Source organism: Methanobrevibacter olleyae (assembly GCF_900114585.1).
GTDB lineage: Archaea > Methanobacteriota > Methanobacteria > Methanobacteriales > Methanobacteriaceae > Methanobrevibacter > Methanobrevibacter olleyae.
The window spans coordinates 81,757-94,442 of sequence record NZ_FOTL01000005.1 but is presented as its reverse complement, the minus strand read 5'-3'; the positions used below and the strand labels follow the sequence as shown (position 1 = coordinate 94,442).

14 protein-coding genes are annotated in these 12,686 nt (G+C 25.4%); all 14 read left to right on the top strand.

Going from position 1 to position 12,686, the window contains the following annotated elements; genetic code table 11:
• Positions 1-93: 93 nt before the first annotated feature.
• The 14 genes from BM020_RS02615 to BM020_RS02555 all read left to right on the top strand — a co-directional run bounded on the left by BM020_RS02615 (position 94) and on the right by BM020_RS02555 (position 12,675).
• Entirely contained in the window at positions 94-816 is a 723-nt protein-coding gene (locus BM020_RS02615) for a hypothetical protein (protein WP_067146495.1), read from the top strand.
• Positions 817-1,171: 355 nt separating this feature from the next.
• Positions 1,172-2,038, top strand: a complete 867-nt coding sequence (gene sucD / locus BM020_RS02610) for a succinate--CoA ligase subunit alpha (protein WP_067146493.1) — start codon at positions 1,172-1,174, stop codon at positions 2,036-2,038.
• A gap of 215 nt (positions 2,039-2,253) precedes the next feature.
• Positions 2,254-3,456: a hydroxymethylglutaryl-CoA reductase (NADPH) gene (gene hmgA, locus BM020_RS02605; protein ID WP_074798101.1), complete on the top strand. Its 1,203-nt coding sequence runs from the start codon at positions 2,254-2,256 to the stop codon at positions 3,454-3,456.
• A gap of 138 nt (positions 3,457-3,594) precedes the next feature.
• Positions 3,595-3,978, top strand: coding sequence for a hypothetical protein (locus BM020_RS09785; protein ID WP_234970501.1), 384 nt, complete (start codon positions 3,595-3,597; stop codon positions 3,976-3,978).
• A gap of 211 nt (positions 3,979-4,189) precedes the next feature.
• Positions 4,190-5,224 carry a GNAT family N-acetyltransferase gene (locus tag BM020_RS02595; protein WP_067146488.1) on the top strand — a complete coding sequence of 345 codons (1,035 nt, stop codon included), beginning with the start codon at positions 4,190-4,192 and terminating at the stop codon, positions 5,222-5,224.
• Positions 5,225-5,385: 161 nt separating this feature from the next.
• The gene (locus BM020_RS09710) at positions 5,386-5,541 is read left to right on the top strand and encodes a hypothetical protein (protein ID WP_200781239.1); all 156 of its coding nucleotides are present in this window, start codon (positions 5,386-5,388) and stop codon (positions 5,539-5,541) included.
• A 264-nt stretch (positions 5,542-5,805) separates the two neighbouring features.
• Positions 5,806-6,270 carry a hypothetical protein gene (locus tag BM020_RS02590; protein ID WP_067146487.1) on the top strand — a complete coding sequence of 155 codons (465 nt, stop codon included), beginning with the start codon at positions 5,806-5,808 and terminating at the stop codon, positions 6,268-6,270.
• A 277-nt stretch (positions 6,271-6,547) separates the two neighbouring features.
• On the top strand, positions 6,548-7,276 hold the full coding sequence (locus tag BM020_RS02585) for a DUF116 domain-containing protein (RefSeq protein ID WP_074798099.1): 729 nt from the start codon (positions 6,548-6,550) through the stop codon (positions 7,274-7,276).
• A 169-nt stretch (positions 7,277-7,445) separates the two neighbouring features.
• Complete coding sequence (locus BM020_RS02580) at positions 7,446-7,838, top strand: hypothetical protein (RefSeq protein WP_067146482.1); 393 nt, start codon at positions 7,446-7,448, stop codon at positions 7,836-7,838.
• A gap of 278 nt (positions 7,839-8,116) precedes the next feature.
• Complete coding sequence (locus BM020_RS02575; RefSeq protein WP_067146480.1) at positions 8,117-8,785, top strand: hypothetical protein; 669 nt, start codon at positions 8,117-8,119, stop codon at positions 8,783-8,785.
• A 215-nt stretch (positions 8,786-9,000) separates the two neighbouring features.
• The gene (locus BM020_RS02570; protein WP_067146478.1) at positions 9,001-9,519 is read left to right on the top strand and encodes a DUF367 family protein; all 519 of its coding nucleotides are present in this window, start codon (positions 9,001-9,003) and stop codon (positions 9,517-9,519) included.
• Positions 9,520-9,783: 264 nt separating this feature from the next.
• Positions 9,784-9,930 (top strand): 50S ribosomal protein L40e, encoded by a 147-nt coding sequence (locus BM020_RS02565; RefSeq protein ID WP_048812436.1) that lies wholly within the window; start codon positions 9,784-9,786, stop codon positions 9,928-9,930.
• Positions 9,931-10,366: 436 nt separating this feature from the next.
• Positions 10,367-11,116, top strand: coding sequence for a phosphoglycerol geranylgeranyltransferase (locus tag BM020_RS02560; protein WP_067146476.1), 750 nt, complete (start codon positions 10,367-10,369; stop codon positions 11,114-11,116).
• Positions 11,117-11,589: 473 nt separating this feature from the next.
• Complete coding sequence (locus BM020_RS02555) at positions 11,590-12,675, top strand: DNA double-strand break repair nuclease NurA (protein ID WP_067146473.1); 1,086 nt, start codon at positions 11,590-11,592, stop codon at positions 12,673-12,675.
• The last annotated feature ends 11 nt before the right edge of the window (positions 12,676-12,686 follow it).

Here is a 12,686-nt window from a genome sequence, read left to right as displayed (position 1 = left end):
TAAATAATAGTCTTTTTTAATAAACAATAGAAATATTTTCAAATTAAATAATTAAAGATATTAACTATAAAAATAAAAGATATAATTGATATTATGAAAGTAGTAGCTATTGGTGCAGATATTTCAAATAACGATGTTTCTGTTTCTAGTTCATTAGTTGAAAATATTGAAAAAGACATTCCTAAACTTTTAGAACTAGGTGCTAAAAAAGCAGCTTTAACAAATATCACTGGTGATGATGTGGTAATTAGTGCATTTGTTGAAGATGAACTTTTAGAAACTATAAATGGAGGTATTGTAGAAATATTAAAGGATAATGCAGAAGATTCAGGGGATTTAGATGGAATCTCAACTAATCCGGATGATGCTGGTGAAGGAATATCCTATGCAGAGGCAAATCTTGAAGATGGACCTTATCAAGATGTAATAATCATGGCTTTTGATACTTATGGTGGTGAATCTTTTGTTGAAGATGTTGCTAATTCTGCTATTGAAGCTGCAAGTGGTATGAAAGATGTTATTGATGTCTCTGATAAAATAGGTTCTAGAAGAGATATTCCTGGGGTTGGATATGTTTCTAATGATACTGATGATCCTGTTGTTGTAGTTTCTGTTAGTGAATTAGAGCAAATATCAGTTGTTGCAAGTGCAATGATTGGAGCTGTTTTAGGAAATAAAAATACTTATCTTGTTAAAAGACACACTCCATGTAATGTACTTCCAGGTAGTGTGCTTGTATCTGTAACTGCATTGATGAATGGAAATATGATTGACTTATCTATACCATTTGAAAATAAAACAAGAATTTTAGGTTAACTATCATTTTAATCAACTTATGATATGATTATCTTAAATATTTTTAATAAAGGGCTGTTTTGATTTAGCCTGTATTTAATAATTCTCTATTAAAGTTTTTTCCTATTTTTCACTTCTATTTTTTCTAATTTTATTATTTTCGATTTTTAAATAAAATGTCATTTTTCATATAATAAATGATTAACTATTTAATATTTAAAAACTAAAAATATATTTGATTATTAATTTTTAAAATTACTAAGTTAACTTTTAATTAAGTTTATTGTTAATTTTATTGTTGGTTTTATTAATTATTTTACAATTAATTTTACAGATAATAAAAGAGTTTAATTTAAATTTCCGATTGTGATGACATATGATAATATTAAATGAAAATACTAGATGTTTAGTACAGGGAATCACTGGAAAACAAGGTAAATTCCACACTGAACAAATGATTGATTATAATACTAATATTGTAGCAGGAGTAACTCCAGGTAAAGGCGGTCAAGAAGTTTTTGGAGTTCCTGTTTTTGATTCTATTGAAGAAGCTAAAGAAAGCACTGATGTAAATGCATCAATTATATTTGTACCAGCTCCATTTGCTAAAGATGCTGCATTTGAATCGATTGAGCATTTAGATTTGGTTATTATAATCACTGAACACATTCCTGTTCATGATACTATGGAAATTATGGCTTATGCTAGTGAGAAGGGGGTAACTGTTATTGGACCAAATACTCCTGGAGTTATTTCTCCTAAAGTAGGAAAACTTGGTATTATGCCAACTCATATCTTCTCTGAAGGTAATGTAGGGCTAATTTCTAGAAGCGGTACATTAACCTATGAAATTGCAAGCCAGTTAACTCGTGCAGGAATCGGTCAAAGTACTTGTGTAGGTATTGGAGGAGATCCAGTTATTGGCACTCCATATATTGATGTATTAAAGATGTTTGAAGAAGACCCTGAAACTGATGAAATAGTATTGATTGGTGAAATCGGTGGAGAGGCAGAGGAAACTGCTGCTAAATATATTGAAGAGAACATTACTAAGCCAGTTGTAGCTTATATTGCAGGGATTGCTGCACCACCTGGAAAAAGAATGGGTCATGCAGGTGCAATTATTGCAGGTAATTCCGGAACTGCAAAAAGCAAAATGGAAGCTTTGGCAGCTGCTGGTGTGAAAGTAGCTCAAAAACCTTCTGAAATCGTAGATCATATTAAAGAAGTTCGTGGAAAATAATTTCTCCTAATTTTTTATTTTTTAATTTATTCCAAATCATGAATTAATATTTAAAATCTTAATCTAATAGTTAATTTTGTATAAAAATGTTAATATTGCAATTAATTATATGTGAAAATTTTAATCTAATAGTTAATTGTGTGAAAATCTTAATCTTGTAATTAATTATGTGTAAAAACACTATTTTTTAAGAGAACTATTTCTAGAGTGATATTATGGACAAAGAAGAAATCATTAGTAAGTTATTAGCTGGTGAAATGAAACTTTATCAAATTGATAAATTTAGTGAAAATGCTACAGAAGCTTTAGATATTAGAAGAGAGTTTATAGAAAAATATTCTGATTGTGAACTTAGTCAAATAGCTAATTATACATTAGATATGGAAATGGCTATGGTTAAAAATATTGAAAATCCAATAGGAACTGTACAAATACCTATTGGAGTAGCTGGGCCATTAAAAATTAATGGAGAACATGCAAAAGATGATTTCTTTGTACCTCTTGCAACATCTGAAGGTGCATTAGTTGCATCAATTAATAGAGGTTGTTCAGCTATTACTGCTGCTGGAGGAGCTAATGCAAGAGTTATCGCTGATAAAATGACAAGAGCTCCTGTAATCAAAACAGAATCTCTTGTTGAAGCTGTTAAAGTAAAACAATGGTTTGAAGATAAGTTTGAAGAACTTAAAGAAATAGCAGAATCTACAACTAGTCATGGAAAATTGATTAAAATAGATCCAATTATCATCGTAGGAAATTATGTTTATCCACGTTTTGTATACTCAACCGGAGACAGTATGGGTATGAATATGGTTACAATAGCTACTGAAAAGGTTTTGGAAAAATTATACAAAGATTTAGGAGTGCATGCAATTGCATTAAGTGGAAATCTTTGTGTAGATAAAAAACCCTCAGCTATCAATATAGTTGAAGGTAGGGGAAAAACCGTTGTTGCAGATATTTTAATTCCAGAGGATATTGTAAGAACTAAACTTAAAACAACTGCAAAGGCAATTGAAGAAGTAAACATTGCTAAAAATTTAATAGGTTCTGCTGCAGCTGGTAGTATGGCTTATAATGCTCATTTTGCTAATATGATTGGAGCAATCTTTTTAGCAACCGGTCAAGATGAAGCACATGTTGTAGAGGGTTCTCTCGGTATTACAACTGCTGAAGATAAGGATGGAGATTTGTATTTCTCTGTAAATATGCCGGATTTGCCAATAGCTACTATTGGCGGTGGAACAAGACTTGAAACTGCAAATGAAGGATTAAAGATAATTGATTGTGCAGGTAGTGAAAAGGTAGGTAAATTTGCCGAGATTGTTATTTCAACTGTTCTGGCAGGTGAATTATCTTTAATTGGTGCATTAGCTGCCGGCCATTTAGCTAAAGCTCACAAAGAGCTTGGAAGATAATTTAATTATTATCAATTTAACATAAATTATCTTTTTTTATTTTATTGTTAATGTGTCAAGTTGATAATTTTTTAAAAAATTTAATGATATATGATTTTAGTTTACTTTTTTTTTTTATTCATGAGTTAATTGATTGATATGTCAAAAGAAGAATACATTGATTTTAAAAAAGAATTTGAAAAATTTAAAAATGAATTAGAAAATAGTAAGCCTATCTTTAATGATGATTCAACTGAATTTAATGATCTTGATAGCTTAATTTCTGCTGGGGACAGTTTAATTTCTGATTCTGATAAACCTATTGATTTTAACAATTCAAACAATAATTCAAATAAAGAGTTTCCGAATATTTCTATTGAAACAGATGACATTTCAATAAACTTAATTATTAAAAAAGATTATTCTAAAATTGAAGATTTAGATAAAAGAAAAAAAGAATTTTTCAATGACTTAAAAGAATTTTTAAATGAATTTGAATCAACTGAAGAATCAAATGAATTAATGGAATATTATGATAAATAACTTATTTATTCTCTTTTTAACCTAATTATATGATTATTTAATTTTATAAATTTATTAAAGGCTATTTAAAACTAAATTTTATATGATTATTTAATTTTATAAATTTATTAAAGGCTATTTAAAACTAAATTTTATATGGTTATTTAATTTTATAAATTTATTAAAGGCTATTTAAAACTAGATTTATTCTTATTTTTTTAAATGGGATAATATGGATAAAGAAGATTTTATAATTAATGAAGACAATTCTCAAAAGATATATCTTAGTGAAAAATCAATTGCTATAATAGATATTTTAGAAAAAGAGTATCCTTATATTTATGATTCTTTAAATGAAGAAGATCTATTATTAAAATCCTATGATTGTAGCTTATTTAAAGAATTAGTATTTGAAAATAAAGTTGTAGGATTTGTAAGTTACGATTTTTCAAGAGAATTTTTTACAGTTGCATTAAACAATATCTATGTTTTACCTAAGTTTCGTGGAAATAGATTATTTTTAGATGAGCTAGAGAGGGTTATGTTAGAACATAGTAAACCTAGTATAATAGAACCAAATCGTTTAATTGTTGAACTATTAATTAAATATGGCTTTGCTAAAAAGATTAGAAACAATATTGTTGCAAGTGCAATAGAGTTTATCATTCCTCCAAATCAAGTTATCTCAAATAAGAATCAAGATTTAGAGGAAGAGGTATCAACTCATTTTTATGATTTAAATATATGTTCAAGTATTCATATATTGGATTATGATAATAGCCATATTGTATATAACACTCCTTTAAATTATGATATAATTCATTATAACTGTTTAGAAAATCGATATGAGGCTAATGATTCTTATTTCAATGAAATAAATCAGTATTTTATAGAAAATATAGATTATATAAATGAAACTATTTCTAATTTAGAAAATCAGTTAAAACTTAAAAATTACAATCTAGATGAGGTAATTGGTCCTGAAGAATATTTCTCAGATTATATGGAATCTCTAATAGATGATGCCCATTTAAATCATATTAAAGCATTAAAAATCAAAAATCAAATAAAAAAAGAGTTTGAAGAAGGGTTAATTTCTAATGAATCTCTATTAATTAGATTAAATTATTTATCTAAGGAGAAAAAAGAACCTTTTACTAAATCCCATAGTGAAACATGTCCATATTGCAATATGCCTATGGATAGCCATGATAAGTTCTGTCATTATTGTGGGATTAACTTTGACTTTAAAAAATATTTTTATTAGAATTAATTAGTTTAATTGAAAAAATTATTTTATTTCAATACTTAATTGTCATTATGTTGTTTTTTAAAAATTAATTATAATAATATAAATACTAAAATAAACATAATAAAAATTACTTAAAAACAATAGTTATATTTTTTATAACTATTTAAGGTGATATTATGTGCAGCTCTGGAGGTCCAATGGCTGACCTTTCAATGAAAAAATTGAAAACAAAGAAATATAAATGCTTAGATTGTGGAAACGATTTTAAAGGATTAGGTAAAAAAGTTATCTGCCCTTCTTGTCAAAGTGACAATGTAGAAGTACAGGAATAAATAATTGCTGTTTTAATATGTTTTAAGGGTAAATTAAATATTTACTCTTTAAACTTTTTTTATTAGGCTTTAGATTGAATTACTATTTTTAAAGTATTATTAAATCCATTATAATTTTATTCAATATCCATAATTCTTATTCATTATAATTTTATTCAATATCCATAATTATATTCATTATAATTTTATTTAATATCCATAATTATATTCATTATAATTTTATTTAATATCCATAATTATATTTATCATTTAATTGGTGATATTATGCAAACTGAAATTAAATTTAGAAAGGATGAAATACTATTTTTAATTGGTGAAAATGGTATGGTAGGAATATCTAAAGCTGGGGAAGATAAAATGCTTTTTATAGGTACTCCAGATAGTGATGAAATTGTACAATACCTTGAAGAAGATGATTTAATAGCGGTTTCTTCCTTTAATTTAGGTGCAAAATATGAAAAGGGAATAAGATCTCTTATTTATCTTACAAGGGATATCGAATCGCCTATACTTGTCCTTCCTAAGAATCATCCTTCTTCAAAAAGACTTAAAATGGTTTTATCAGTAGGGGAAAATGTAAGGCTGGATTGCAGTATAATTCCAGGAACACATCCTGAACAAGATATCTTATGCTCTTGTGACAGCTTATCTGGTTTAAATATAATTAAATCTGAAGATGGCGTAATTATAGAAGGTGAATTAAAAAATTATAAAATAGAGCCATTTTAATTATCTTATTATAATTTCATAATTAAAAATTTAGTTTCAATTTATTTTAAAAAGTTTTATATATTTAAAATAAAATAGTATAAAATAAATTTACTTTAAAAAGTTTATTACCAAAAGAAATATTTAAAATTAATTTACTTTAAAAAGTTTATTACTAAAAGAAATATTTAAAATTAATTTACTTTAAAAAGTTTATTACTAAAAGAAATATTTAAAATTAATTTAATTTAAAAAAATTTATTCTAAAAAGATCTTTATAAAAAATTTAATTGATTATATGTTATTACATGAACAAGCATTCCAATTGATAGGTGAGGTTGTTATTCTTCTGATATGTTTATTAGTAGTTATTCTTATTATTGGACTTATATTAGGAATAGTTCTTGTTAGGAGAAATAAATTGCTGTTTCCATCATTGATTATATTTATTGTAAATGTATTTTATTCTCCATTAAAGAGTTTAGTAAACCTTTTAGGGCTTGATGATGCCTTAGTTGATAATATAGGAATAGAAGTACGAAATAAGGTTAATAAACATAGATTTGAAATGATACCTCCTGAAGAAAAGATTATTGTACTGCCCCATTGCCTTAGATCAGCTCATTGTGAAGCAAGTTTAAAAGAAACCGGTATTAAATGTACATATTGTGGTAAATGTGCAATTGGAATTATTAAAAAAAAAGCAGAGCCAATGGGTTATAGGGTATTTATTGTACCAGGTTCTAGCTTTGTTAAAAAGATAGTTCAGCAAAATAGGTTTAAGGCAGTTGTTGGTGTAGCTTGTCATGTAGACTTAAATCAGACAATGATGGTTTTAGAAGATTTTGCACCTCAAGGGGTTCTTTTATCTACTTCTGGCTGTTTTGAAACTAAAGTGGATATTTCAAAAGTTCTTGAAACTATTGGATATTATGAATATAGAAAAGAACAGAAAGGAAAAAAAGACACAGAATCAATAAATATAGAAACTATTGATGATGATTTAGATATAAAGCCAAGTAAATGACCTTTTCGATGTTTTTTAACTTAAAAGGATTAAGAATAATTTTATATAATAAGAATAGTTAAATAATAATTGAAAAATATAACAATTGAAATTTTTTTAAAGAATTAATTTTAATTAAACAAAAGATTTTTAAATAGTGGACAGATGAATTATTTTCGGAGGTTAAAAGATGGTAGAAAGTGATATTAATCCATTTTTTACAATTAAGAAACTAAGAGAAGATGAAGAATTAAAAATGAATCAAAAACATATCAAAATAAGGTCTGGTTCTGATAAAGTTATTGCAATTCATTATAAAGCACCAATGGAAAGAACTATTGAATTGGAAATGTTTTTTGATAGTTTTAATGCTATAGATAGAATCAATTATAATATTGGTGGAACAGGTTGGATTGGTGCAAACTTTAGAGGCCTTATCGATGGAAAAGATGATTCCTTGCCAATAGATTATGATTATAAAATTTTAATCTTAGAGGAATATAGATGTCCTACCAGAGTAGAACTTAAAAACATGAAGAGAAGTTCTAAATTTAGGCCTAAATTCACTGTAGCTGATTCTTAGAATTATATTCTGTTCTTTTTAATTTCTTTTTTAAGTTTTTATTTCATTATTAGCTCTTTTTTAACTTTTTTAGTCTTTTATATCTTATTTTTAACTTTTTTACTATTTTAGAAATAATTATAATACTTTTTTATTAAAAAACAATAAATTATTATAATAGTTTTTCTAATATAAATAATATTAATTGTAGAAATTTAATAAATTATTTTAAGAATTTATATAAATTTATTAAGTTTTAATTAATCAAGTATTTTTCTAAATAATTATGGAGGGAAAGTATGAACAGTAAAAAAATAGCTATTATTGCTATAGTAATTCTAGCAATCGTTATAGCTTTATTAGGTGCTGCTTATGTATTTAATTTATTTGGCAGTACTACAGATTTTGATACTAAATTTATCTCCGGTACTTTTAGTGGTGAGGTAAGCCAAAACAAAATTAAAGATAACAGTTCTATAGCAAATTGGACTGCTTCTTATGAAGATAAAGAACATAATATTACTTATAATATGTCTTGTGTAAAGGATGGTTCATTTATCACTGATCTTTATCGCCTACAAGGATTAGAAGCACCTGAGGTAAGAAAGTATAACAATCAATCTTGGAAGATATTCTATTCACAAGCAGTTCCTAGTACAAATGGAACAAATAATAGTTCAGCATCTTCAAATGATACAATAAATGTATATATTTGTGAAGCTGATATTAATGATACAGCATATACAATCAGTGTAATTGCTTATAATAATGAAACAGAATGTGATGGTACTTTATTCTGTCCGTTATATAAGGATTATATAGAGCCTTTAATAAAAAGTGTTAGTTTTAAAGATTCTAAAAAAGCTCCTCAGATGTATAATGTTTTAAACATGTCTAAGGAAGAATTTGAATATAATAAAAAATACCTGGACAATCTTTTATCAGGTAATGTATCTTCAACAGAATAATTTAATTATTCTGTTTTTTATTTATTTTTAATCTAAATTAAAAGGCACTTTTAATAATCTTCATTTAGTTTTATTTTAATCTAAACTAAAAGGCATTTTTAATAATCTTTATTTAGTTTTATTTTTAATCTAAACTAAAAGGCATTATCAATAATCTTAATTTAAAAGTTATAGTTAAAATTTTATATGATTTAATTTATTTAAATGTGATATTTATGAAAGTAACTGTTTTTCATGCTAATGAATGTGATAAAAGGAAATGCACTACATTTAAAATGGAAAAACAAGGAAAATGCAGAATAATTTATAAAATACATCAAATTCCTCGTGGAGCAGTTGTTTTAAATCCATTTGCTGAAAAGGCAGTTTCATATGAAGATAGAGGGCTTGTTGAAGATAAAGGTATTGTAGGGCTTGATTGCTCTTGGAACAAGGTATCTAAATCAGCAAGCTTTTTTAGTTTATCTAAATATCATAGATCTCTTCCTTTTTTAATAGCTGCTAATCCAGTTAATTTTGGAAAACCATGTATCTTATCTACAAATGAAGCTATTGCTGCTACATTTTATATAACTGGATTTAAAGAAGAAGCTAATCATATTATGGATGGTTTTAAATGGGGTCATTCATTTATTGAGATGAATTATGATTTACTTGAAGCTTATAGTGATGTTAAAACAAGTGAAGAGCTTGTAAAAATACAAAATGATTTTTTAAAGGCTCATGAAAAATAATTTTATTTAATATGCTCTTATTTTAAGTTTATTTTATTAAATGGTCTTATTTTTTATTTAAATTTTATTTTTATACCTCAAATAAACCCAACATTTATATACTATTAAATTAATATATTTTATTAATAGTTATGAGTACATATGATTGTATTTCATAATTTATTCTTTTAAAACTTTTATTATGAATTCTAATGAATTTTTTCATGAATTTCTATTTAAGTTATATTGATCAATTAATTTAATAAGATATGGAGGAATTTTAAAATGGCAAGATTTGAAGAAGCAGAAAACAGAATGTTTAATGTAAAAATCTGTTTAAAATGTAATGCACGTAATCCTGCTGGAGCTACTACTTGTAGAAAATGTGGTTACAAAGGTTTAAGATTCAAAGCAAAAGAACCTAGAGGATAGATTCAGTCTATCCCTTTAAACTTCAAAGAGAATTTATATTCTCTTTAGATTTTTACTATTTTTCTTTATGATATGCTATTAGATACTATTATTACTATTTTTATCAATTTATACACTATTTTAACTATTTTTATAAATATATGCTATTTTTATCAATTTATACACTATTTTAACTATTTTTATAAATATATGCTATTTTTATCAATTTTTATACCATTTTAGCAATCTATCCTTTTTACTTAAGTTTTATCAATGTTTTTTTTAAATGATTTATTAAAATTTTAAATACTAATAAATTAATAAATATAAGTAATTAATTAAATTATCTTAAAAAATTTAATTTATAATAAATTTAATAATTAGATTGGTTTTAAGAAAAATTTAATTTATAATTTATTAATAATTAAAAAAATTAAGAATTTAATAGTGTGATTTTATGGAAAATGTAGAAGCTCATTTTAAAGAAATATTAAAAACTCGTAAAATTCATTTAACTTTAATAGATCCCGATGAACAAAGTCCAGAAGAAGGAGTAAATATTGCAAAAGAAGCTATTGCTGGTGGTAGTGATGGTATAATGGTAGGAGGCTCTACTGTAGACACTTCTGCATTAGATGGAACTTGTAAAGCATTATCTGAAAATATTGATTTACCTATTGTTTTATTTCCAGGAAATATTAATGGTGCAAGTAAATATGCAGATGCAATATTCTTTATGAGTTATTTAAATTCAAATAATCCTTATTGGATTATTGGTGCTCAAGCACTAGCTGCACCCGCTGTTAATAAAACTGGTATTGAAAAGATTCCTATGGGTTATGTAGTAGCAGAACCTGGTGGAACTGTTGGTTGGGTTGGAGATGCTAAATTAATCCCAAGAAATAAACCAAAAATCCCAGCTATTTATGCTATGGCAGCAGAAAACTTAGGTATGAGATTCTTCTATATTGAAGCAGGTTCAGGTGCAGATCAGGCTATTCCTCCTGAAATGGTTGCTTATACAAAAAGAGCTACTCAAGATATGGTTCTTCTAGTAGGTGGAGGAATCCGTGATGGCATAGCAGCTTATACTGCAGCAAAAGCAGGTGCAGATATTGTTGTTACAGGAACTGTTGTTGAAGAAACTTCAGATGTTAAAGGTAAAATCCAGGAAATAGTAGCAGGAATTCGTAAAGCTTCTGAATAATTAAACTATCTATTAGTTTTTATCATTTCTTACTTTTTTATTAAACTATATTTTTTCATTTATTCAAACTCAATAAGTTTATAATAATGAAATTGTTTTAGAAGATAGATAGATTATATCCTCTTTTTTATATTTTACTTTTTTTTATTAGATATTATTTAAAAATATTATTTTTCAGGTGCTCTTTCTTTAAATTAATTAAATATTTAAATTATATATTTAATCATAAAATAATTTATAAGATTAAAATAATATTTAAAGATATAAAAATATTATAAAAATTTAAGAAATTAAATAATTTATAATATTGAAACAATATTTAAAGATATAAAAATTTAAGAAATTAAATGATTTATAATATTGAAACAATATTTAAAGATATAAAAATTTAAGAAATTAAATGATTTATAATATTGAAATAATATTTAAAGATATAAAAAATTAAATAATTTAATTAATTATTAGGTTTTATCATGTTAAATTCATTGTATGAAGAGGCTATTAGAAAAAAAGGTTTAATAGATGAGCCTTTAGAAGAGTATGTTGAAGCTAAAATAGATATTGAATCTAAATGGCATGAAGAAGAAATAAGCTCTCCTGATTCAAATCTTATTTTAGCAGCTGGAGATGGAAGTTATAATAAAAAGAAATATTTAAGTTTTAATTTCTATGCTCTATCTGCAGAGTCTCTAATTTATAATCCTAAAGATATAGATTCAAAACTTAAAACAATTGAATCTGTAGAATTAGACATTATACCTCATCAATCATTTATAGAAGATAGGCTTCGTAATATGATGAGTATTTTTGAGATAAAAACAGCTATAAAAACATTTAATGATTATAAAGTCGATTATTATATGGATGATGGATCTATTTTAGGGGATTTAATACGTCCAATCCCTGTTGAAAAGGCTATTTCTCAAGAGTATAAAGAAGATATAATATCTAAAGTTAAGGAAAAATTAGAAAGGGAAATACAATCAAATGAATTAAACTTATCTTCATACAAATTTAAGAATGAGTTTAAAGAGCTGTTTGAAGATGAAAACATAGATGAATATGCTTTAATTAGCTTTTTAGAAAGTTTAGAAAATTTGATAGCTTTAAAATATCTTTTAGAAAATAGAAAAAAGATCATTGCAATTTCTAAAACATCATCAAGTAATGAAATATTCCATGCAAATATTCCTGATATGGCTATTTTAGATAGATTTACAAAAAAACAAGGTTATTCTGAATATTATCGCAGAAAAGTAACCTATAAAACAAAACATGATTTTCCTATTGAAAATGAATTCTTTAGGGAGCTTTCCTTTACAATATTCTTTGCAAGGCTTGAAGATAATAAAAACATTATTAAAATTGAATTGCCTTATCATGCTGAAGAAGAAGATATAAAAGAAGTTCTTAGGGTTATTAAATCAAATTCAACTGAAGGTTACCCATTTTTACTTAAAAAAGCACATAAAGATGTTGTTATTTCAAATCAGAATATGAATAGCTTATCTAAGATTATTGGATTTTTAGATAAATCTGGGCGTGAAATTTTAGATTGATTGGGTTTTTA